19 protein-coding genes are annotated in these 22,843 nt (G+C 64.0%); 7 read left to right on the top strand and 12 right to left on the bottom strand.

Going from position 1 to position 22,843, the window contains the following annotated elements; translation table 11 throughout:
* Positions 1-75: 75 nt before the first annotated feature.
* On the top strand, positions 76-2,037 hold the full coding sequence (locus BSP239C_RS08475) for a primary-amine oxidase (protein WP_101571849.1): 1,962 nt from the start codon (positions 76-78) through the stop codon (positions 2,035-2,037).
* Between the two features lie 27 nt (positions 2,038-2,064).
* On the opposite strand, the gene BSP239C_RS08470 is transcribed toward BSP239C_RS08475, so the two are convergent.
* On the bottom strand, positions 2,065-2,346 hold the full coding sequence (locus BSP239C_RS08470; protein ID WP_257930137.1) for a muconolactone Delta-isomerase family protein: 282 nt from the start codon (positions 2,344-2,346) through the stop codon (positions 2,065-2,067).
* Between the two features lie 142 nt (positions 2,347-2,488).
* Between BSP239C_RS08470 and BSP239C_RS08465 the strand changes: the two genes are divergently transcribed.
* Together BSP239C_RS08465 and BSP239C_RS08460 are read left to right on the top strand one after the other, a co-directional pair.
* Complete coding sequence (locus BSP239C_RS08465; RefSeq protein ID WP_226841879.1) at positions 2,489-4,117, top strand: GMC family oxidoreductase; 1,629 nt, start codon at positions 2,489-2,491, stop codon at positions 4,115-4,117.
* 76 nt (positions 4,118-4,193) lie between these two features.
* Positions 4,194-5,429 carry a threonine/serine exporter ThrE family protein gene (locus tag BSP239C_RS08460; protein ID WP_101571845.1) on the top strand — a complete coding sequence of 412 codons (1,236 nt, stop codon included), beginning with the start codon at positions 4,194-4,196 and terminating at the stop codon, positions 5,427-5,429.
* 42 nt (positions 5,430-5,471) lie between these two features.
* Here BSP239C_RS08460 and BSP239C_RS08455 read toward each other — a convergent pair whose 3' ends face one another.
* Both BSP239C_RS08455 and BSP239C_RS08450 read right to left on the bottom strand, forming a co-directional pair.
* Complete coding sequence (locus BSP239C_RS08455; RefSeq protein ID WP_101571843.1) at positions 5,472-6,296, bottom strand: SDR family oxidoreductase; 825 nt, start codon at positions 6,294-6,296, stop codon at positions 5,472-5,474.
* Entirely contained in the window at positions 6,293-7,693 is a 1,401-nt protein-coding gene (locus tag BSP239C_RS08450; protein WP_101571841.1) for an NAD(P)/FAD-dependent oxidoreductase, read from the bottom strand. The genes BSP239C_RS08455 and BSP239C_RS08450 overlap by 4 nt, the downstream gene beginning before the upstream one ends.
* Positions 7,694-7,740: 47 nt before the next feature.
* Between BSP239C_RS08450 and BSP239C_RS08445 the strand changes: the two genes are divergently transcribed.
* Together BSP239C_RS08445 and BSP239C_RS08440 are read left to right on the top strand one after the other, a co-directional pair.
* Positions 7,741-8,478, top strand: coding sequence for a TetR/AcrR family transcriptional regulator (locus BSP239C_RS08445; RefSeq protein ID WP_101571838.1), 738 nt, complete (start codon positions 7,741-7,743; stop codon positions 8,476-8,478).
* A 4-nt stretch (positions 8,479-8,482) separates the two neighbouring features.
* Positions 8,483-9,718, top strand: coding sequence for an MFS transporter (locus tag BSP239C_RS08440; RefSeq protein WP_101571836.1), 1,236 nt, complete (start codon positions 8,483-8,485; stop codon positions 9,716-9,718).
* Here BSP239C_RS08440 and BSP239C_RS08435 read toward each other — a convergent pair.
* From BSP239C_RS08435 to BSP239C_RS21270, 3 genes are all read right to left on the bottom strand, one after another.
* On the bottom strand, positions 9,681-10,631 hold the full coding sequence (locus tag BSP239C_RS08435; RefSeq protein WP_101571834.1) for an aldo/keto reductase: 951 nt from the start codon (positions 10,629-10,631) through the stop codon (positions 9,681-9,683). The two genes, BSP239C_RS08440 and BSP239C_RS08435, sit on opposite strands and share 38 nt — an antisense overlap.
* 133 nt (positions 10,632-10,764) lie before the next feature.
* Complete coding sequence (locus BSP239C_RS21275) at positions 10,765-11,307, bottom strand: zinc finger domain-containing protein (RefSeq protein WP_308298059.1); 543 nt, start codon at positions 11,305-11,307, stop codon at positions 10,765-10,767.
* A complete protein-coding gene (locus tag BSP239C_RS21270) occupies positions 11,238-11,636 on the bottom strand; it encodes a DNA-formamidopyrimidine glycosylase family protein (RefSeq protein WP_308298058.1) in 399 nt (132 codons plus the stop codon). The genes BSP239C_RS21275 and BSP239C_RS21270 overlap by 70 nt, the downstream gene beginning before the upstream one ends.
* 145 nt (positions 11,637-11,781) lie before the next feature.
* On the opposite strand from BSP239C_RS21270, the gene BSP239C_RS08425 reads away from it, so the two are divergent.
* The gene (locus BSP239C_RS08425; protein WP_101571831.1) at positions 11,782-13,728 is read left to right on the top strand and encodes an aconitate hydratase; all 1,947 of its coding nucleotides are present in this window, start codon (positions 11,782-11,784) and stop codon (positions 13,726-13,728) included.
* A 25-nt stretch (positions 13,729-13,753) separates the two neighbouring features.
* Here the strand turns inward: BSP239C_RS08425 and BSP239C_RS08420 are convergent, their stop codons facing one another.
* The 5 genes from BSP239C_RS08420 to BSP239C_RS08400 are packed head-to-tail and all read right to left on the bottom strand — an operon-like array spanning position 13,754 to position 18,894.
* Entirely contained in the window at positions 13,754-14,518 is a 765-nt protein-coding gene (locus BSP239C_RS08420) for a FadR/GntR family transcriptional regulator (RefSeq protein WP_101571829.1), read from the bottom strand.
* Between the two features lie 14 nt (positions 14,519-14,532).
* Entirely contained in the window at positions 14,533-15,324 is a 792-nt protein-coding gene (locus BSP239C_RS08415; protein WP_101571827.1) for a 3-oxoacyl-ACP reductase, read from the bottom strand.
* Between the two features lie 51 nt (positions 15,325-15,375).
* Positions 15,376-16,728 (bottom strand): aldehyde dehydrogenase, encoded by a 1,353-nt coding sequence (locus tag BSP239C_RS08410; RefSeq protein WP_101572048.1) that lies wholly within the window; start codon positions 16,726-16,728, stop codon positions 15,376-15,378.
* Positions 16,725-17,549: a gamma-glutamyl-gamma-aminobutyrate hydrolase family protein gene (locus tag BSP239C_RS08405; RefSeq protein ID WP_257930136.1), complete on the bottom strand. Its 825-nt coding sequence runs from the start codon at positions 17,547-17,549 to the stop codon at positions 16,725-16,727. The genes BSP239C_RS08410 and BSP239C_RS08405 overlap by 4 nt, the downstream gene beginning before the upstream one ends.
* Positions 17,530-18,894 carry a glutamine synthetase family protein gene (locus BSP239C_RS08400; protein ID WP_101571824.1) on the bottom strand — a complete coding sequence of 455 codons (1,365 nt, stop codon included), beginning with the start codon at positions 18,892-18,894 and terminating at the stop codon, positions 17,530-17,532. Before BSP239C_RS08400 ends, BSP239C_RS08405 begins: the two co-directional genes overlap by 20 nt.
* A 475-nt stretch (positions 18,895-19,369) precedes the next feature.
* On the opposite strand from BSP239C_RS08400, the gene BSP239C_RS08395 reads away from it, so the two are divergent.
* Complete coding sequence (locus BSP239C_RS08395) at positions 19,370-20,992, top strand: amino acid permease (protein WP_101571822.1); 1,623 nt, start codon at positions 19,370-19,372, stop codon at positions 20,990-20,992.
* Positions 20,993-21,132: 140 nt separating this feature from the next.
* On the opposite strand, the gene BSP239C_RS08390 is transcribed toward BSP239C_RS08395, so the two are convergent.
* Positions 21,133-22,620 carry a catalase gene (locus BSP239C_RS08390; protein WP_101571820.1) on the bottom strand — a complete coding sequence of 496 codons (1,488 nt, stop codon included), beginning with the start codon at positions 22,618-22,620 and terminating at the stop codon, positions 21,133-21,135.
* Positions 22,621-22,843: the final 223 nt, after the last annotated feature.

Raw genomic sequence — 22,843 nt, 5'->3', positions numbered from 1 at the left:
GCTCTTGACTTTATTTTCTACAAGCGTAGGTTATTACATGACTCAGCACACATTTTACGTTGCAAAGGTGCACCCATGTCTTGCCATTCCGCTCCCGCCGAACCCTCCACCTCGACCACTCTCACGCCGTTCTCACTGCCCACAGAGGACGAGATCACGTCCGTGACCTCGGTGCTGCGCGAGGCCGGGCACTTCCCTGCCGAGGCGCGCCTGACCTACCTCGGCCTGCTTGATCCCGTCCGCGGGCAGGCCCGGAGTGCCGCCGAGGTGGATCGTCGTTTCCGTGCCTTCATCCTCGACAAAACCGCTGGCAGTGCCCGGGACATCATCGTGTCCGTGACACATTCGCGGATCGATTCCGTGACCGAGGTGGATTCCACCTCTCAGGGTGAGTTCCCCGTCATGGAAGAGGAGTTCGAGCTCGTCGAGGAGGTGCTGGCCGCCGATCCGAAATGGCAGTCGATCCTGGCCCGTCGCGGCCTGCCCGTCGAGGAAGTCCGTGTGGCACCCCTGTCGGCCGGTGTCTTCGAATATCCGGAGGAATCGGGCCGGCGCATCCTGCGCGGTCTGGCCTTCCACCAGCAGTATGAGAGTGATTCCGCGTGGGCGCACCCGATCGATGGCCTCGTCGCCTATGTCGATGTCACGAACAAGACCGTCGACCAGATCCTTGATCTCGAGGACATGCCGGTGCCCGCCGAGCACGGAAACTACACGGATCCGGAGCTGACAGGTCCGGTGCGCACCACGCAGAAGCCGATCGAAATCACTCAGCCAGAGGGTCCGAGCTTCACTGTGTCCGAGGGCAATCACATCGAGTGGGAGAAGTGGTCCCTCGACGTCGGCTTCGACATGCGTGAGGGCCTCATCCTGCACAACATCGCCTTCACTGACGGCGAGCGCACCCGAACGATCCTCGATCGGGCGGCCATCGCGGAGATGGTCGTGCCCTACGGTGACCCGTCACCAGTGCGGTCCTGGCAGAACTACTTCGACACCGGGGAGTACCTCGTCGGGCAGTGGGCGAACTCCCTCGAACTCGGGTGTGACTGCTTGGGCGATATCACGTATCTGTCTCCGTGGGTGGCGAACAACCTCGGCGAACCACGGCAGATCAAGTACGGGATCTGCATGCACGAGGAGGATGCCTCGATCCTGGCCAAGCACTCGGATCTGTGGTCGGGAGTGGCCTACACCAGGCGCAATCGCCGGTTCGTCGTCTCCTTCTTCACCACTGTCGGCAACTACGACTACGGCTTCTACTGGTACCTCTACCTCGACGGCACGATCGAGTTCGAGGCCAAGGCCACCGGCGTCGTCTTCACCTCGGCGTTGCCGAACGGGTCAACGGACTTCGCCTCGGAGATCGCGCCCGGCCTCGGAGCCCCGTTCCATCAGCATCTCTTCGGAGCTCGACTCGACTTCGCCCTCGACGGCGGCCAGTGCCGGGTCGAGGAGGAAGACGTCGTGCGGCTCCCCGTCTCCGAGACCAATCCGCGCGGCAACGCCTTCAGCCGCAAGCGCACGGTGCTGGGAACGGAGCTTCAGGCGCAGCGCGATGCGGATCAGTCGAAAGCTCGGACCTGGGTCGTGTCGAACCTGGAGTCGACCAACCGCCTCGGCGAGCCTGTCGGCTACAAACTCCATCCGACGGGTCTGCCGACCCTGCTGGCGGCCGAGGATTCTTCGATCCACCAGCGCGCGACGTTCGCATCAAAGGCCCTGTGGGTCTCGCAGTATCACGAGGATGAGCGCTACCCGACCGGAGATTTCCCGAACCAGCATCCCGGCCATGCGGGGCTGCCTACCTGGACTGCTGCTGATCGCAACGTCGACGGTGAGGACATCGTTCTCTGGCACAGCTTCGGCCTCACCCACTTCCCCCGGGTCGAGGACTGGCCGATCATGCCCGTGGATACGGTCGGGTTCAAGCTGCGGCCGGAGGGGTTCTTCGACCGCTCCCCCGTTCTCGATGTGCCTGCTCCGGCCTCGGACGGAGACTGCTGTGGGTCCGGCGGCGACTGCTGCGAGGGGTGAGACTGCTGCGCGGCGCCCCCGCGCGGCTCAGAGCTGGCGGAAGAAGTCGTCTGTGATCGCGTTGAGGTGCTTCGCCAGGGGTGTGACCTTGACGTTCATATAGGCGAACATCGGGAAGCCCTGGAACGTCGCGTGCAGGAAGTCGAGGTCATTGACGTCGTAGATCGAGATATTGGAGTATTCTCCCACGATGCGCCAGATGCCCTTCATGATTCCGCGTTCCTGAAGTTCGGCGGAATAGGCCATCTCCTTGACCTGGAAATCAGCCTTGGTCTCGTCGGTCATCGATTCTGGAAATTCGACATCCATGCGTGCTGGGGACAACTCGGCCGTCCCACAACAAGCTTCCCGCATTGATCCTCCGTGCACAGACAGCGGTCCCGCTTGAGTGTGCGTGCAGAGTTCCGCCCCACCGCTGTTGTCTCGTGAGCCAGGTCACTAGCCTGGCGTCATGAACGCCTCAACTGCACAGAACAGCGCCGGCTCGATGAGCGAGCACAGTGAGAACTTCCCCACCGAACTGCCCGACACTGACTTCGACTATGTGATCGTCGGGGCCGGCTCGTCCGGCTGTGTCATCGCCAGCAGGCTCATCGACGCGGGCAAGACGGTCTGCCTGGTCGAGGCTGGCGGGGATGAGACGAACCCGAACATCGACCACCTCAACACCCTCGGCCTGATCTGGCATTCGGCACAGGACTGGGACTACTACACGACCCCGCAGCCATCCGCGATGAATCGCAAGATCCATCTGCCGCGCGGCAAGGTCCTGGGCGGATCGAATGCGCTCAACGCCGTGATTTGGGTCCGCGGCGATGCCTGGGACTACCAGCAGTGGGTTGACTCCGGGTGCCCAGGCTGGTCGTGGGACGAAGTACTGCCAGTCTTCAAGGCCATCGAGAACTTCGACGGCGACATCACCGAAGAGCGCGGGACCCAGGGACCCATGGATGTGCGCCTCAACTATGAGCGCAACCCCATCCAAGAGGACATGGTCACCGCAGGTCAACAGACCGGACTGAGCTACAACCCCGACTACAACTCGGGCAGCGTCGAAGGCATCTCCCGGATCCAGCTCAACGTGCGCGAGGGCAAACGCCTGAACACGTGGCGGGCCTACCTCAAGCCCCGCCTCGGCGCCGGAAATCTCACGGTTCTCACATCGACCCATGCTCGTCGTCTCCTCCTCGACGGCACACAGGTCACCGGTCTCGAGGTGGACTTCCGCGGACGGGTGGGGACACTGAACGCAGACGAAGTCATCCTCACCGCTGGAGCGCTGGCCTCCCCCGAGCTGCTCCTGCGCTCAGGAATCGGACCTGCCGCCGAGCTGCGTGAGGTCGAGATCGAACCTGTCCATGACCTGCCGGGGGTCGGCAAGAACCTGCAGGACCACTGGCTCTCCCCCGTCATCTTCACCACCGGATCCGAGCCGGTGCCGATGGGTGAGATCGCCCCCGCCGAGGTGCATCTGTTCTGGAAGTCGCATCCCGAACTTCCGGTTCCCGACACTCAGCCTCTGTTCTTCTCCGTGCCGATGTACGCCCAGGATTCCGCACCCAATGTGCAGTCGGGCCCCGACAACGGCTTCACCCTCCAGGGTGGACTCGTGCGACCACAGAGCCGCGGCGAGGTCACCCTGAGCGGCCCGAATCCGCAGGACCCAACACTGGTCAACCCGAATGTGCTCTCCGAACAGGCCGACGTCGATGCCCTCGCCGCCTCGGTCAAACAGTGCCGGGAGATTGGTCGCGCCGAAGCGCTGGCACACTGGCAGCCCACCGAAATCTTCCCTGGCCCCGAGGTCAGCGACGATGACCTCGAAGACTATGTCCGCGGCTCGGTCGTGACCTATCACCACCAAGTCGGGACCTGCCGGATGGGTCAGGACGATACCGCTGTCGTCGATCCGCAGTCGTTCAAGGTCCACGGGCTCGAGGGGCTGCGCATCGCCGATGCCTCGATCATGCCGCAGGTACCCACTGGCAACACCAACGCCCCGACGATCATGATCGCCGAACGCGCGGCCGCCACCCTCGTGGGCTCCAGCGTGGAGGGGATCACCGCTCCCGGGCAGTGACCGGCTCCCTCGCCAGGCCGGCTGCTGGTAGTCTTCGATTTCGTTGGCCGGCCTGCAAACGAGAGGGTGTGTGTGAGTGAACGAGGAAACCGATTCACCTGCGTCCGCCCAGGACCTGCTGGTCACCATCGGGGCCGGGCTGCTCGCGGGCGGCATCTCCTCCGTCGACGTCGAGGATGCCCTGACCGGCCTGGCCCGCACATTGGGGATCAGCAAACTCCGCGTCGCCGCCCTGCCCCGTGGCCTGTTCCTCACGTCGGGTTCCGGAGATTCCACGAAGTTCGAACGCATCGGGCCCGATCTGCGCTTCGATCAGACCGCGAAGCTGCTCGACATCGTCGACGCACTCCGAGCGCGGCGGCTCACCGTGTCAGCAGCCGCACGGAAGATCGAAACCGAAGTGCACGCGGCACCGCCACGCTGGCCCGGCTGGCTCTCCCACCTCGGCGCCGTGCCCATCGGCATCGGACTGTGTCTGCTGCTCGAACCCGGACTGGTCAATCTGGCCTTCGCCGCCTTCGGTTCGCTCATCGTCGCCGGCGTCCTCGCCCTCAACGGTCGCTGGCCCAATCTCAATCCGCTGCTGCCTGTGAGCTCTGCGTTCCTCATCTCCGTCATCGTGCTCATCGGCTACCAGCTGGGCTGGCTCGAGAGTCCCCTGCGCACGATCATCGCCACTCTCGCGCTGCTGCTGCCCGGCAGCGCCGTGGTCACAGGGCTGACGGAGATCTCAGCCGGAGCACTCTCGGCCGGCAGTTCACGCCTCGTCTCAGCCACGGTGCAGCTGGCGATGTTCATCGCGGGCGTTGCCGGTGCGGCCGCAATCACCGGCACCGGAGCCGAGGCAATGAGGAATACTCGACTGGCGGATTCGACCTGGCAGCTCTCGGCCCTCGGCGTCCTGGCTGCCACCATCGGGCTGATGATCTACTTCTACACCCCGCTCGAGCACACGGTGCCGATCGTTCTCACGATCGCTGCGGCCGCGCTGGCGCAGCTCGGCCTCGGTGCACAGTTCGGCGCCACAGTGGGTGGTCTCGCCGGGGCGCTGACCGCCTCCTTGGTAGCCGTCCTCCTCTCCCGTCTGCCGCGGGGACCGATCTGGCGTATCAGCTTCGTCCCCGCGTTCCTCATCGTCGCGCCCGGTTCATTCGGTTTGCTCAACGCCTCGCAACTCGAGTTCGGCGAGGGCAGCGGAGTGGCGGGCGGTCTGCTCGCGGCAGGTGCGGCGTTCTTCTCGATTGCCATCGGCACCGTCATCGGTGCGGCGGTCGCCCACGCAGTCGAACCCAAGGACGAGATCGTCGCCTGATCCTGCCAACTGCTGGCTGCTGGCTGCTGGCTGCTGCGGAATTCAGCTCTTCGGGGCAGTGAATGAGGCTTCGTAGTCCTGCCGCTGATTCTTACGCGCTTCGAGCTGATTGGGCACCAGCGCAGCGAAGATCCGGTCTCGGATCGGCAAGGGCAGAAGATTGACGACCTTGACGCCGGGGCCGATGAATCCGGGAACCGTGACCTCGAACCGCGGTCGTGCGGCAGCCTTGACAACGGCGCGGGCCACCTCGGCGGGGGTGAGCAGTTTTGCCGCCCCGCTCGACGTTCCGGCCGCCAGTGCCGTGTCGACGACCCCGGGCATAATCGATGTGACCCGCACACCGGTGCCGCGCAGCTCCGCGCGGATGGCCTTGAGGTAGCCGAGCACACCGTGCTTCGTCGCGGCATAGGTCGCCTCACCCGGGGTCGGCAGAATAGAGCCCGCCGAAGCGACGGTGATGAGCTGACCGCGTCGGCGCGCGACCATGGCTGGCGCGGCAGCCTTGATCCCATTGATCACACCGAGCAGGTTGACGTCGACCTGCGCCCGAGCTGCGGAGTGCGGTTCCTGTGCGAAGGGACCGACCCACATCAGGCCCGCATTGTTGACGAAGATGTCGATGGGTCCCAGGTCATGGGCCACCTCGCTGAGGAACGCGCTCACACAGTCCGGATCCGTGACGTCGAGCCGGTAGGCGAGCACACCCAGTTCTGCACCGGTGGCCTGGGCCTGAACGAGGTCGAGGTCGCCGATCGACACCTTCGCCCCGGCCGCGGTGAGCTCGGCGGCAATCTCTCTCCCGATGCCACGGGCTCCGCCGGTGATAGCCACAACCTGACCTGCCAATGTTGTCGTCCGGCTCATGCCGCCACCTTTCCTCTGCGCATCTCGCGCTCAAGCTCCAAGAGATAGTGATCGAAGTCGACCTGCATCGTGTGCCGGGGCGAATCGTAGAACTGCCGTTTGTTTCGGCGGTCGTCTTCATGCATCTGCCGGGTCATGTCCCGGCGGCTCGGCAGTTCATAGTCCCCGGTCAGCGTCTTGACTGCCAGCTTGGACTGAGCCTCGGCCAGGGGCATGATCGCACCGACCGGCTGGAGCAGGCCGATGAAGAACAGCCCGGGGCGGTCGGGGTGGGCCATGCGCTTGAACAGCGGCAGATCATTGCCCTCTGCGGAGATCAGGTCCGGATCGAAGAACGGAAAATTCACCCGATATCCCGTCGCCCACACAATGAGGTCGGCCGGAGCCTCACTTCCATCGGTGAAGAACACACGATCCCCCTCGAGTCGTTCGATGCCCGGTCGCACCGTGATCGCACCCTCGTCGAGGCGGTCCCTGATCGCATCCGACTGCACCGGATGCGATTGGCCGGGCGTGTGCTCCGGGGTGGGCAGGCCGTATCTGCGCAGTCCCCCGGAGAGCATCGCGGCGATGCGCAGCCGTGCCGCTGTGGCCCACCAGGGAACCCAGCCCGGCAGTGCGATCTGGTCTGCCGCCTTGCCGAAGATGGTCTTCTTCATCACCCACTGTCCGCGACGGATGGAGAGGTTGACGCTCTGCGCCCGGTAGGAGCCCTCGACGGCGATGTCCATCGCGGAGTTGCCGGCGCCGACGACCACGACGTCGCGGTTCTCGAGCTGTTCGCCGCTGCGGTAGTCGTGGGCGTGGATCTGCCCGCCGTCGAAGTGACCGGGGTAGCCGGGGTCGGGCCAGCGGGCATCCCAGTGGTGGCCGTTGGCGACCATCACTGCGTCATAACGGCGAGTCTCGTACTCTGCCGTGTCGCTGTTGGCAGAAGATTCGGCGGAGGAACCTGTCGGGCGGATGTCGACATCCCAACCGCCGTTCTCGCCTCGGCGGACATGGGTCACCTCGGTGTTGAAGGTGATGGTGTGGCCGAATCCGAAGTGGTCGACGTAATCGCGGAAATAGGCGTAGACCTGATCGTGGCTGGCGTAGTTCGGGTAGTCAGCCGGCATCGGGAAATCGGAGAAGGCCATGCGCGGGCACGAGGTGTTGATCTGCAGGGTCTCGTAGCAGGCGCTGACGCCATTGGGGTTGTCGAAGAGCCAGTTGCCACCGAATTCGCTGCCCTTTTCAAAGCAGTCGAACGGAACGCCCGCGGTGCAGAGGGCTTTGGCTGCGGCGAGGCCCGAGGCTCCGGCTCCGATCACGCAGACCCGCGGCAGTGCGGGGTTCGGCGGGATGGGCGCGGTCACTTTCGGAGCACGATGCTCCTGCTTGACATTGTAAGGCATGTCACAATACTGCCATTGAAAATCAAAATTTTCACTACACTGGAGAAATGAATGATCATTCCTCCGGCGCAGCCTCGGCGGGACTGTGGCGTGGAACCTCACGCGCCGACCGTGACGGAGAACGTCGTGAGCGTCTCCTCGAGGCCGCCCTCGAACTGTACGGAACGCTTGGTTTCCGTGCGACCTCGATCCAGGCCCTGTGTCAGGAGTCCGGGGTCTCGAGTCGGTCCTTCTACGATCTCTTCCCCGCTCACAGATCGGGTTCAGTGCGAGAGTCGGGGGCAGTGCGGGAGTCGATCACTGCGCAGGAGTCGCTGCTCGAACAGCTCTACGCCGTCCTCAACGAGGAGATCGTCGATGCTCTGACGACGCTGACGATCCCGGCCGGCGCGAGTCTCGTCGAGGCCACCGTCAACGTCGTCTCCGCCGCGCTGATGCCGATGCTCGGTGATGAGCGCAAGGCTCGCGTCCTCGAGGTCGAGGCCGTCGGCGTCAATGAATCGCTCGAAGCGCGGCGGCGGGAGACGATGCGCATCCTCGCAGCCGCCGTCGATGCCGCATTCGTGCGCGTTCACACCACCTACGAGCTGCCGGAGATTCCCGCGCTGCAGAAGCCGGACGAGCTCGGGTTCACCAGCCTCATCCTCGTCGGAGGCATCACCGAGGCACTTGTCCAGCGGGTGCAGACACCGGCTGCGGACCGTACCTCGACAAGCGAATTCCTCACCCGCATCGCCGAGGTGGCCCTCCGCGCCTATGGCGTGTCCCCGACGAGCGAGGAATGACTCGATGGCGTCGCAATCGCAGATGGGGCGGGGAGCAGGAGTGGCTATCCTGGCCATCGTCGTGGCGCAGTGGTTCGGAACGTCGCTGTGGTTCAGCCCCAGCGGTGCCGTCGACGGCCTCTCCGCCTGGCTGGGTTCGACGCCGGCTCAGTTCGGGTGGCTGATCGCGGCCACCCAGATCGGGTTCATCGTCGGAACGCTGCTGAGCGCGGCGACCGGGATCGCCGATCGGTTCCCGCCCGAGCGGATCTTCATTCTCTCCAGCCTCTTCGGTGCTGGACTGAACTTCGTGTGGACGCTAGGTCCTTCTGACCTCGTCCTCGTGTGGATCTCTCGCTTCGCCGTCGGCGTGAGCCTCGCGGGTATCTACCCGATGGGGATGAAGATGATCGTCAAACGGGCGCAGGCGAAGTCCGCGCAGGCTCTGGCCTGGCTCGTGGCCATGCTCACCCTGGGCACCGCGATGCCACAGTTCCTGTCAGCCGTCGGCGCCGCCCTGCCCTGGGAGTCGATCATGTGGGGCTCCTCCGCACTGGCGGTGCTGGGAGCCGTGCTCGTGGCAACGATCTCCGGGCCCCGAGCGGCTCGGTCACATGCGTCCGATGCGACTTCCGGGCCCTCGAAGTCCGTCGGAAGTCCAGCGCTGCGGAGACTGTTCCGGGACAGGATGTTTCGCGCCGCCGTCTTCGGATACGTGGGCCACATGTGGGAGCTCTACGCCTTCTGGGCAGTCGTGCCCACACTCGTCATCGCGGCTTTGGCCGACGCGGACGGCCCGACGGGGTTTGCGACAACGAGTTTCCTCGTCATCGCCGCCGGGGTCCTGGGATGTGTGCTCGGCGGAATCATCAGCCGCAGGACCGGCAGTGCAGCGGTCGCCGCAACGGCCCTGGCTGGGTCGGGACTGATGTGCCTGATCTACCCTCTGCTGCCTGACATCGGCCCGCTCCTCATTGCGGCTCTCATGCTCTGGGGTCTCCTTGTCATCGCAGACTCTCCCCAGTTCTCGGATCTCGCTGCCCGTTACGCTCCCGCAGAGCTGACGGGAACGGGGCTGACGGTGATGAATTCGCTCGGCTTCGCCGTCAGCGTCATCAGCATCGTCATCCTGCAGAGCCTCATCGCCGTAATCGGAGTGGCCGCCGTCTGGCTGCTCCTGCCGGGGCCGATCCTCGGCCTGATCGCGATGCGCCCGCTCCTGGTCAGGCGAAAGGCGACGAGGCTCGATCGAGACGGGTGACCTCGTCATCTGTGAGCGTGATCTCCGGAGCGGCCATCAGTGCATCGAGCTGCTCGGGTGTGCGCGCCGAGACGATCGGGGCGCTTGCACCTTTGGCCAGCAGCCAGGCGAGCGCAATGGTTGCCGGTGCCACGTCGTGGGCTTTGGCCACAGCGACCAGCTCTTCGACGACCTTGAGCCCCTCAGTGCTGAAGTAGCCCTGCACCATGCCACCGCGGCTGGCTCCCTCGAGGTCTTCTTCGGTGCGGTATTTTCCGGTCAGGAATCCGGCGGCGAGACTGAAGTAGCTGAAGACGCCGAGGTTGTGCTCGCGTGCCAGTGGCGCCAGCTGCGTTTCGTATTCCTTCCGGAAGACCAGGCTGTACTGGGGCTGGATCGCCACCGGCTTGGCCAGGTTCTCCGCCTCGGCCACGGCCAACCATTCGGCGAGGCGGTCTGGGGAGTAGTTGGACACGGCGATGTGCTTGGCCTTACCGGCACGCACGATCTCATCGAAGACCCGGGCCACCTCGGCGATGGGGGTCACCTCATCATCTCGGTGCGCGTAGTAGAGGTCGACATGATCGGTCTGCAGGCGCTGAAGGGATGCGTCGATGGCGGTGCGGATGTAATCGGGATTCTGCGTCTTGTGATCCGGGTGGTCTCCGACCTTGGTGGCGATGACGACCGTATCGCGGTTGCAGCGGGCGGCGAGCCAGGTGCCGATGATGGTCTCGGATTCGCGGCCGGTGTTGCCGGGAACCCACGCCGGGTAGGACTCTGCGGTGTCGAGGAAGTTGCCTCCAGCGGCGACGAACGCGTCGAGGACGGCGTGGGATCCGGCCTCGTCAGCGGTCCAGCCGAAGGTGTTCGTGCCCAGGTTGATGGGGAAGATGGAAAGGTCTGTGCCGGGAATCGCTACCTGCTGCGTCATGATGCTCCTGTGTCGACTCGAGGTTCGTGGTCGGTTCACGCGTGGTTCGCGCGTGGTCTTTCACCTGGCATAACGACAGTCCCGGCGGTGAAAATTCCGCTGGCCGGGCCACCTCGGCGATGGAGGTCCTTCGCTATTTGAGGAGTCGGTCCATTCTGCGGTCGCTGAGCTTCTTGCCTCCGGTCTGGCAGCCGGGGCAGTACTGCAGCGACTTATCGGCATAGGAGACCTCGGCGATGGTCGACCCGCACACCGGACAGGTCTGACCGGCGCGGCCATGGACGCAGAACGTACGTTTCTTCGCCGCCTTGACCTTCGCCGGTGGCAGATCGAAGAGGGCCTCGCGGGCCTGGCCAAGCACTTCGCGAATCGTCTCCAGGAGTGCCGGGGCATCGACCCGATTGGCTGGGGCGAATGGGGAGAGTTGTGCGGTGTGGAGGATCTCGTCGGAGTAGGCGTTGCCGATGCCGGCGATGAGGTTCTGATCTCCGAGCACGGTCTTGATCCGTGCCGTCGAACCGGCCAGCGCCGCAGTGAACTCTTCGACTCCGATGGACAGGGCATCGGGTCCGGCGTTGGCGATGGCGGACACCTCGGCGCGGTCGGTCACGAGGGAGACCGCGGCGTTCTTCTTCGTTCCCGCTTCGCTGATGTCGAATCCGGCACCGGAGGCCAAGTGTCGAATCCGGCACCGGAGGCCAAGTGGATGCGCAGAGCCAAGGGCCCCTTGCCCATCCTCACCGGACCGCTGGGCACCTGATCGTGCCAGACCAACCAGCCGGCACGGGCGAACCGGCAGACCAGTTCGAGCCCGTCGAGCTCGATGACGAGGGCCTTGCCCACCCGGGAGGCCCCACTGATCTCGAGCCCGCTGATCGCCGCCAGCGGCGGATCCGCCGTCTTGAGGATGCTCAGCTCGCCGATATCGGTCCGGGAGATGAAATCCCCGACGATGTGCGAGCGCAGGAAATTCACGAGTGCATCGACTTCGGGCAATTCCGGCATGGAACCAGTATGCGCCCTTGCACACACAGTGGCACTGCCGCCGTGGATACCGCCCTTGTGAGTTCCCTGAACGAGGGCTAACGTGGACAGACCACGTGAGAGCGTGCTGCACCAGCAATTCGACCACTTCATAAGGAGGGTGACGATGGCTGAGAATGTCGCTCAGAAACTCATCGGCTCACATCTGGAATCCGGGACGCTTGAGCCCGGTAACGAGATCGGAGTCCGCATCGATCAGACGCTGACTCAGGACGCGACGGGAACGCTGGTCATGCTCGAGCTCGAAGCGCTGGGCATCGACCGGATCCGCACGGAGACATCTGTCCAGTACGTCGACCACAACCTTCTGCAGACCGATGAGAAGAATCCAGAGGACCATATATTCCTGCGTTCTGCCGCGCAGCGATTCGGCCTGTGGTTCTCCCCCGCTGGCAACGGCGTCTCCCACCCGGTCCACCAATCGCGGTTCGGCACGCCCGGTGCCACTCTCATCGGCTCCGACTCTCACACCTGCGCGGCCGGGGCCTTGGGAATGTTGGCCATCGGCGTCGGCGGTCTCGAGATCGCAATCTCCATGGTGGGTGAACCGCTTTACATCAGCGCACCCCAGATCATGGGCGTCGAACTCACCGGCACACTGCCCCCGTGGGTCTCGGCCAAGGACGTCATCCTCGAGATGCTGCGCCGTCACGGCGTCAAAGGCGGAGTCGGCAAGATCATCGAGTACCACGGTGAGGGACTCAAGGACCTGACCGCGATGGACCGCCACGTGATTGCGAATATGGGTGCCGAACTCGGTGCCACGGCCACGGTCTTCCCTGCCGACGACGCGGTCCGAGACTTCCTCGAAGCCAGCGACCGGGGAGAGGACTTCACCCGGATCGAAGCCGATGAGGGCGCGCAGTACGATCTCCACGATTCCATCGACCTCTCACAGCTCGAACCGCTCATCGCTGCTCCTTCGTCACCGGGCAATGTCCGCCCCGTACGCGAAGCCGCTGGTGAGGACGTCTTCCAGGTCGTCATCGGCTCTTCGGCGAACCCGGGGCTGCGGGATTTCGCGGTCGTCGCCGAGACACTCGAGGGCCGCCACATCCACGAGCAGATCTCACTCGACGTCAACCCGACATCGCGGGAGATCCTCGCCGACCTCATCGCTGGCGGATGGTTGACCTCGCTGGTCGGGTCGGGTGCTCGCATCCACCAATCCGGTTGCATGGGGTGCATCGGCATGGGACAGGCCCCGGCCGTGGGGCGCAACAGCCTGCGCACAATGCCGCGGAACTTCCCCGGCCGCTCGGGCACCGACGAGGACGCCGTGTGGCTGTGTTCGCCGGAGACTGCCGTGGCCGCCGCGCTGACGGGCAGGATCACTGACCCACGCGAGCTCGGCATCGATTACCCCCAGGTCAGACTCCCGGAGAAGTTCTCCGCCAATCGGTCGATGCTGGTCCCCCCGCTTCCGCTCGAAGAGGCGCGGCAGGTCGAGCTGGTCAAAGGATCGAACATCTCCTCACTGCCTGACTTCGAACCGCTGCCCGGGGACATCGATCTCGAGATCATGCTCAAGGTCGGTGACAACGTCTCCACTGACGAGATCATGCCCGCCGGTTCCCGGGTTCTGCCCTATCGCAGCAACATTCCCAAAATCTCCGAGTTCGTCTACATCCAGGTCGATGACACCTACGCCACTCGTGCGGCCGAGCACGAAGGCGGGCATGCCATCATCGGTGGGGAGAACTACGGTCAGGGCTCATCCCGTGAGCATGCCGTGATCGCTCCCCGCTACCTGGGCCTGCGAGTCGTCGTCGCGAAATCGCTGGCCCGCATCCACTGGCAGAACCTCGCGAACTTCGGGGTTCTCGCACTCGAATTCTCCGATGAGAACGACTACGAGAACCTGTCCCAAGGGGATGTCCTCGAGTTCCGCGGTCTGCGCGATGAGTTGGCCGCCGGCAAGACCGTGAGCGCCGAGGTAGGCGGACGACAGTTCGAGTTCCGCCATACACTCTCGCCTCGGCAGGTCGACATGGTCCTCGCCGGAGGTCGCATCGCCCAACGTGCCCAGCAGGAGGCGGCCGAGAGGCGCTGAGGGGTCGGCTCGAGTCCACCCGTGATCAGGGCTCGGCGAGGAAGCCGCGCAGCAATGCGGCCGTGCCGTCAAGATGCTCGGCCATGGCTGTGCGGGCCGCGGCGGCGTCTCCGGCGAGGATCGCATTGTGGATCCGCTGGTGCTGTTCGTGCGAATGAGCCAGGTTGGGTTCGATCATGGGGATCCGTTCGAGCAGTTTGTTCGCCCGGGTTCGGCTTTCGACCATCGAGCGCACCAGGCTCGGAGACCCTGTCACCTGCGCCCAGGTCAGGTGCAGCTGGGAGTCCAAGCGCCGGTACTCGGCCAGGTTCGACTGCCGACTCGTATCCATGGCCTCCGCCAGCTGACCTCGTTGGCGCGCGGTGAGATCCTGCCCGGCAGCCACCTCGGCGACTCCCATTTCGATGACTCGGCGCCAGGCCAGTGTATCTTCGACCTCGACCGCAGAGAACCCTGCGTCATCGCCATGAGCCGGGCTGTGAGCCCAGCCCCCTGCAGGAGTGCGGGAGACGAAGGTTCCGCCACCACGGCCTCGGCGGACGTTGACCCAGCCGGCGGTCTGCAGTTCCGAGATCGCCTCCCTCAAGGTCGCCCGGGAGACCCTCAGCTGCTCCGCAAGTTCACGTTCGGGCGGGAAGCGCTGACCAGGCGGAATGATCCCGAGGCGGATGATCTGGAGCAGACACTCGATCGTCTCCTCGAAGATGTTGCCCGAGCGAGCAGGGGCGATCGCCCGCAACGCCGTCACCTGGCTGCCGGTCTGCCTGCCCGCAGCTGGGGTACTCGCCATCAAACCATCGTCACTCACAGCGGGGTCGTGTAGGCGTTGGACAGTCCCCCGTCGACGGTGAACGACTGTGCTGTGACGAAGGAAGCATCGTCACTGGCCAGGAACGCCACAGCCGCGGCCATCTCGTCGGCCTCGGCGAAGCGTCCCATCGGCACGTGCACCAGACGCCTGGCTGCCATCTCCGGGTCCTTGGCGAAGAGTTCGCGCAGCAGCTCGGTGTTGACCGGTCCAGGGCACAGGGCGTTGACGCGGATGCCTTCCTGTGCGAACTCCACGCCGAGTTCTCGTGACATGGCCAGCACCCCGCCCTTCGACGCGGTGTAGGAGATCTGGGAGGTCGCCGATCCCATCAGCGCCACGAATGAGGCCGTGTTGATGATCGAGCCGCTCCCCTGCTTGCGCATGTGCTTCAACGCCGCCTTCGAGCACAGGTACACCGAAGTCAGGTTGATGTCTTGGACCTTGCGCCACACATCGAGACCGGTCTCCGTGATCGAGGCGTCGGCCGGTGGGGAGACTCCCGCATTGTTGAAAGCGACATCCACGCTGCCGTAGGTGTCGAAGGTAGTCTGGAACAGCTTGCCCACCTGGTCCGGATCGGTGACGTCGGTGGACAAGAAGAGGCCCCCGACCGCCTCGGCGGCGGCCGTTCCTGAGTCTGTGTTGGTGTCGGCGATGACGACGTTCGCCCCTTCGGAGGCGAGACGTTTTGCGGTGGCCAGCCCGATGCCGCTGCCCCCTCCGGTGACGACTGCGGTGCGCCCCGGGAGGCGGCGGCAGATGATCTGCTCTGCTGTCTCGTTCATGGTGTGTCCTTTGCCCGTTGGTGGTGGTGCTCGTGGGGAGGGTGAGTCTGCTCAGTCCGTGGCGATGAAGAGGTTCTTCGTCTCGGTGAATGAGTCCATCGCGTGGGGGCCGAGTTCGCGGCCGATGCCGGAGCGTTTGAACCCGCCGAACGGGGTCGAATAGCGCACCGCGGAATGGGAGTTCAGCGACAGCGCCCCCGAGTCGACACCGCGGGCGACCCGCAGTCCGCGGCCCACATCACGGGTCCAGATCGAGCCAGAGAGGCCATAAGGCGAATCGTTGGCCATGCTGATCGCCTCGGCTTCGTCACTGAAGCGCTGCACACTCACAACGGGCCCGAACACCTCTTCGGTGACGATGCGATCACGCGATGTTTTCGGGAGCACGACCGTCGGCGCCATCCAGTAGCCGGCACCGGTCGGGGCGCTGCCGGTGAACGCGATGTCGACGCCGTCGAGGAATCCGGCCACGCTCTCGTGGTGGCTCTTCGAGATGAGCGGGCCCATCTCTGCCTCCTCGAGGCTGGGATCGGTGACGACGACTCCGGAGACCGCGGGTTCGAGGAGTTCCATGAAACGGTCGAAGACGGAGTCGTGGACGAGGATGCGCGAGCGGGCGCAGCAGTCCTGGCCGGCATTGTCGAAGACCCCGTAGGGTGCGGTGGCCGCTGCGAGTTCGAGGTCGGCGTCGTCGAATACGATGTTCGCGGATTTGCCGCCGAGTTCCAGCGTTGTGCGTTTCATCGTCTTCGCTGCGTCGACCATGATCTTCTCACCCACCGCGGTCGATCCGGTGAACACGATCTTCGCGACCCTCGGATCATCCGTGAAGGTCTGACCGACAATGGAACCTTTGCCGGGGATGACTTGGAAGACATCGGCGGGAATCCCTGCCTGCTGGGCCAGTTCGCCGAGGCGGATCGCCGTCAGCGGGGTCAGCTCGGCAGGTTTGAGGACCACAGTGTTTCCCGCGGCGAGCGCGGGCACGAAACCCCATCCGGCGATGGGCATCGGGAAATTCCACGGCACGATGATGCCGACGACACCGAGTGGTTCGTTGAACGTGATGTTGACTCCCCCTGCCACGGGAATCTGGTCGCCGAGGTGGCGCTCGACTCCGCCGGCGAAGTAGTTGAGGACGTCGCGGACGTTTCCGGCCTCGCCCCGGGCGTTGCCGATCGTGTGCCCGGCCTCTGCAACCTCAAGCGCGGCCAAATTGTCGATGTCGGCGTCGACGGCGCGAGCGAAGGCACGCAGCAACTCGGCCCGTTCGGCCGGTGCTGTGGCCCGCCACCGTGTGAAAGCGTCGGCGGACCGGCCGATCGCATCCTTCGTCGCCTCGGCGCTGTGAGCGTCGACCGAGGTGATGAGTGCCTCTGTCGCGGGGTTGATCACTTCGGTCATCGCTGAGCCTCCGCATTCGTCTGGGGTGTCGTGGGCGTCGTGGGCGTCGTAGCTGGCGTGGTGTTCGGTGGTGCTGTGCTCGCGCGTCGGGCCGCGGCTTCGACGAGGCCGGTGAACAGGCGCAGATCGTCCAGCGTCTCCTCCGGATGCCATTGGACCGCGAGCATCGAACCGTCTGGTGTCTCCAGGGCTTCGATGCAGCCGTCGTCGGAGCGTGCGCTCACGATCAGTCCCTCACCTGGGCGGTCGATGGCCTGGTGATGATGGCACCGGACTGTGGTCCCGTCTCCGATCAGGCCGGACACGGCGGTACCTAGTGCGGTTCGCACTGCCACCTCGGCGAATTCGTCCTTCTTCGGTGCCTCGTGAGCGTCGTAGCCGTCGAGGTCGGGCAGGTGCTGGTGCAGGGTTCCGCCGTGAACGGTGTTGACGATCTGGGCTCCGCGGCAGATCGCGAAGACCGGTACATTCGCGGTGCGGGCGTGACGGTACAGGGTGGTTTCGAAGGAGTCGCGACGCGTGTTCGCCACCTGGGTGCGGGGGTCTCGCTGCGCCTCGTAGAGGGCGGGATCGACATCATCGCCTCCGGTGAGGATGATGCCGTCGAGCTCGGCCACCTCGGCGAGGCTCCAGGGATCTTCCGGAGGCAGGAGCACGACGCGGCCACCGGCCCGAGTCGCGGCAGTGACGTAGACGCTGGGCAGGAAGGCCGCGTCTCGGTCCCAAACCCCGAATTGTCCGCGCCCGTAGTAGGTGGGCAGTCCGATGAGCGGGCGACGCGTCGCAGGATCAAGGACCGGGTCAGAGACGCTCGAAGCCACGCCGGACCTCCCAATCGGTGACTGCAGCGTCGAAGGCTGCCATCTCAACACGGCCCGCATGGCTGTAGTGGTTCACGACCTCGTCGCCGAAGGCATGGCGAGCGACGTCGGAGGATTCGAAGGCCGCGACGGCGTCGTGGAGGCGACGCGGAATGTTGGGCACGTCCTGGGTGTAGGCGTTGCCGGCGAGCGCTTCGGGCAGGTCGAGTTTGTTCTCGAGTCCGTGGATTCCGGCGGCGATGAGTGCTGCACTCGCAAGGTAGGGGTTGGCGTCTGCGCCGGGCACGCGCTGCTCGAAGCGCAGTGCCGGACCGTGGCCGACGATGCGCACGGCACACGTTCGGTTGTCCCATCCCCAGCCGACGGCGGTGGGGGCGAAGGAGCCCTCGGCGAAGCGCTTATAGGAGTTGATGTTCGGTGCGTAGAGGTAGGTGAAGTCATGCTGGGTGGCGACGACTCCGGCGACGAAGTGCTTCATCGTCTCTGACATCTCGGTGCCGTGGCCGGTGGGGAATACCGGTGTGCCCGCGGTGTCACTGAGGCTCATATGGATGTGGCATGAGCTGCCTTCACGGTCATTGGGTTTGGCCATGAAGGTCACCGACTTGCCCTCTTGATCTGCGATCTCCTTCGCGCCGAGCTTGTAGACGACATGATTGTCGCAGGTGGCGAGCATGTCGGTATAGCGGAATCCGACCTCGAGCTGGCCGAGGTTGCATTCGCCCTTGGCGCTTTCGGTGTAGAGGCCGGCTCCGTCCATCTCGTTGCGCAGACGGCGCAGATAGCCTTCGACCTGTCCTGTGCCGAAAAGGGAGTAGTCGATATTGTAGGTGCTGGCGGCTTCGAGGTTGCGGTAGTCGTTGGCCATGGCTTCCCGGTAGCCGGTGTTGTAAAGGGCGAATTCGAGTTCGGTGGCGCCGATGGGCGAATAGCCCAAATTCTCAAGTCGCTCCAATTGTGCTTTGAGGACCTGTCGTGGGGAGACGGTCAGCGGTGAGCCGTCGACGAAGGCCAGGTCGCACTGGACCATCACCGTCGCCGGGTGCCAAGGGATGCGACGCAGAGTCGAATAGTCGGGGACGAACATGAGATCGCCGTAGCCGCGTTCCCAAGAGGTGAGTTCGTACCCGTCGATGGTGTTCATCTCAACATCGGCAGCCATGAGATAGTTGCAGCCTTCGGTGCCGTTGTCCATCACCTCGTCGAGGAAGAATCGGCCCGTGATTCTCTTCCCCTGAAGGCGACCCTGCATGTCCGTGGCGGCGACGAGCACAGTGTCGACGCGGCCGGCGGCGATCTCGGCCTGCAGCTGCTCCAGGGTCATATCTGATGAAGTCACGCTCATGGTTCCTCTTCTCGGTAGCCCACCTTCGCGATGTGTACGCATCTTTGCGATGGACTGCATCCCGGTGGTGGTCACGCATCGTTGCGGTGGTCGTGCCTTGCGGCAGTTCAGGAAGACTCTCCCATTTAAGGTATGCCACCGAACCATTCATGCGCAATACATGAGGGAAAATTGATGACAGCGCGGCCTTGCGGTCTGAACAAATACCTATTGACAAACCATTTGCACGGTGACAGGCTCAACGTCAGAACAGAGTTGTGAACTGCATCACGCACTATTTTCGTGACTGCCGCACGCGTTCCACAGTCACGTTCCACAAGGACGCGCACGCTTGGGTCTCGGCATCTGCACCCGATAGACAACGGCCAGATTCCGACGACGCCGGTAGGTCAGCGACGACCGCTCCGGGTCGCAGATCTGGGCCATATGGGTTTGGCCCGCGGAAGCAATCATTTCGAGAAGAACGGTGTTCTCCATGAGCAATGAAGCCCCTCCACCCATTGACCCGACATCCGGGGCGGCTCCCGGGCCGACGCCTCCCGATGGCACCGGCGCTCAGGGAGGTGCGGCCCCGGCCCTCAGCGCTGACGAAGCCAGTCTTGCCGAGCTGGGGTACAAGCAGGAACTCAAGCGCGGCATGTCGGGCTTCGGCAACTTCGCGGTCTCCTTCTCCATCATCTCGATCCTCGCCGGCTGCATCACCTCCTACAGCATTGCGCTGGGTTCGGGCGGGCCGGCCGCAATCACGATCGGATGGCCGCTGGTCGGCATCTTCGTCCTCTGCGTGGCCCTGGCCATGGCTGAAGTCTGCTCCAAATACCCGACGGCGGGTGGACTCTATTTCTGGGCCGGGCGTCTGGCCAAACGCAACAAACGACATTGGGCCTGGTATGTCGGATGGTTCAACTTCCTCGGCGAGGTAGCTGTCACCGCTGCTATCGACTACGGTGCGGCGACGACCATGATGGCCTTCGCGGCACTGACTTTCGGCGTGGTGCCCACCGCGTTGAACACCTTCATCCTGTTCCTCGTCATCATCACCTTGCACGGTCTGCTCAACACCTTCGGCGTCAACCTGGTCAACCTGCTCTCCGGCGTCTCCGCCTGGTGGCACATCGTCGGTGTGCTCGTCATCGTCGCCGCCCTGTGGATCATGCCCACGAAACATCAGTCGTTCAGTTGGACCATGACGGCGTGGCACAACGAAACCGGGTTTACGTTCATGCCGTTCGTCTTCCTCATGGGTCTGCTCATGGCGCAGTACACGTACACCGGGTATGACGCTTCGGCACACGTGGCGGAGGAGACGAAGAACGCTTCCACTGCCGCTCCCAAAGGCATCGTGATGAGCGTCCTGATCTCGATCATCGGCGGCTGGATCCTGCTGTACTCGATCACGGCCGCAATTCAGGACGGTTCCGAAGCCGGACTGACCGCGCTCAACGCCACCGCGACCGGCCTGCCGCCTGCGCAGGTGTTCCTCGATGCCTTGAACAACCCGACGATGGCGAAATTCCTGCTCTTCATCGTCTGCGGTGCCCAGTTCTTCTGCGGCATGGCATCGGTGACGGCGAATTCGCGGATGAGCTACGCGTTCTCCCGTGACGATGCGATCCCGGGATCCAAGTACTGGAAGAAGGTCAACCCTCGCACCGGAACACCAACCAACTCGATCTGGCTGTGCATCGTGCTGTCCTCGATTCTGACCGTGCCGGCGCTGTTCAATGAGACCGCCTACCTGGCGGTGACGAGCGTGGCGGTGATCGGGCTCTACATCGCCTACGTTGCACCCGTTCTGCTGCGCCGGCTCAAGGGCAAAGGATTCAAGGCCGGCCCTTGGAATCTGGGACGGTGGAGCGCAGTCATCGGGTGGGTCGCTGTCGTCTGGGTGATCTTGATCTGCATCCTCTTCGTGCTGCCACCCACCCTGCCGATCACGATCTCGACCTTCAACTACTCCCCCATCGCTGTCCTCGGGGTGCTCGTCATCAGCGTCGTACTTTGGTACGCCCGGGGCAAGAAGCACTTCATGCAGCATCTCGACAAGGAGCAGCTGGCCATCGATGAGAAGAAGCTTCTCGACGAGATCGACGACTGAGCTCGCACACACAAGAAAGCAACCCTCCAGGCGCTGACCACTCCAAAGCGGAGTTGTCCAGCGCCCGGAGGGTTGCTGAGTTCTCAAAGAAGGACGGCAGCGGCCTCAGCGCTGGGCTGATGCCGCTGCCGCCAGTCAGATCACGCGGTTTCGGACTTGTACTTGTCCTCGATTGCGCGGCCGACCTCTTCATCGATGTTGCGCCAGTACGCGAAGACGTTGGAGAGCACGGGCTCTTCAACACCGTCCTTCAGTGCACCGACGACGGTCTCGATGAGGCCCTGGCGCTCTTCTTCGGAGTAGACCTCACGAACCAGGGTGTGCGCCTGGCCGAAGTCGTCATCCTCGGCGTGCAGAGTGGCTGCGCTACGGACGAGGTCGCCGTCGGATTCCCACCGTGCCTCGACCTGAGTCTCTTCGGCCTGGTATGGGCGGCCGTAGGAATTCGGGGCATAGTTCGGAGCATCACCTGAATGGTGGTACTCCATCTGACCTTCCTTGTCATAGGAGTTGGTCTTGGTGATGGGCGCGTTGACCGGCAGCTGGTTGAAGTTCGTGCCGATGCGGTTGCGCTGCGCATCTGGGTAGGAGAAGACACGGCCCATGAGCATCTTGTCGGGCGAGATTCCGGTGCCCGGCACGGTGTTCGAGGGGCTGAACGCAGCCTGTTCGATCTGTGCGAAGTGGTTCGACGGGTTCTTGTTGAGCGTGAACTTACCGATCTCCATGAGCGGGTAGTCCTTCTTCGACCAGGTCTTAGTCAGGTCGAAGGGGTTGAACCGGTAGGTCTTGGCCTCTTCGTAGGGCATGATCTGGACGCTGACGGTCCAGGACGGGTAGTCGCCGCGCTCGATCGCGTCGAACAGATCGCGACGGTGGATGTCAGCGTCGTCACCGGCGAGCTTGCCGGCTTCCTCGTTGCTCATGTTCTCCACGCCCTGATCGGTGTGGAAGTGGTACTGGACCCAGAAACGTTCGCCGGCTTCGTTCGCCCACATGTAGGTGTGCGAGGAGTAGCCGTTCATGTTCCGCCAGGTCTTGGGCAGACCGCGGGGCCCCATGAGGTAGGCGACCTGGTGTGCCGACTCGGGCGAGAGCGACCAGAAGTCCCACTGCATGTTGTTGCTGCGCAGACCCGAATCAGGGGTGCGCTTCTGGGAGTGGATGAAGTCGGGGAATTTCATGGGGTCGCGGACGAAGAACACCGGGGTGTTGTTGCCCACCATGTCGAAGTTTCCGTCTTCGGTGTAGAACTTCAGTGCGAATCCGCGCACATCGCGCCATGAGTCGGGTGATCCGAGCTCACCAGCAACGGTGGAGAACCGTGCGAGCATCTCGGTCTTCTTGCCCTGCTGCAGGAACTTTGCGCGGGTGTACTTGGAGACGTCTGCGGTGATCTCAAGCTCACCGAAGGCACCGGAGCCCTTGGCATGGGGGCTGCGCTCGGGAACGCGTTCGCGGTCGAACCGAGCCAGCTTCTCAACGAGTGCGACGTCGTGGAGGAGGAGTGGGCCATCTGCTCCGACGCTCAGCGAATGCGCGTCGGACTCTCGAGCGGCACCCGACTCGGTCGTCGAGGGCTTCGTGCCGTCGAATCCTGGATGTTCATGATCAGCGTGTTTTGTCATAGCTTCTCCTTCAACCGATTGAGCGACGGGGGGTCATTCTTCCCGGTCCACTACATCCATCATAGGACGAGCAGCACGCATCAGCATGCTGATGCGAAAGGTCGACATCGACTCCCCTGATATCGAGTTCCTGGCAGCGGACAGAAAACTGTCGTCACCAATTTTCACGCTAGCCACGTCCCTCACAGTGTTCAACCAAGGCCACCCTCCCAAATATTCCAGA

Source organism: Brevibacterium sp. 239c, assembly GCF_900169365.1.
Lineage (GTDB): Bacteria > Actinomycetota > Actinomycetes > Actinomycetales > Brevibacteriaceae > Brevibacterium.
The sequence above is the reverse complement of the archived record's forward strand: the minus strand, read 5'-3'. Positions and strand labels throughout refer to the sequence as shown.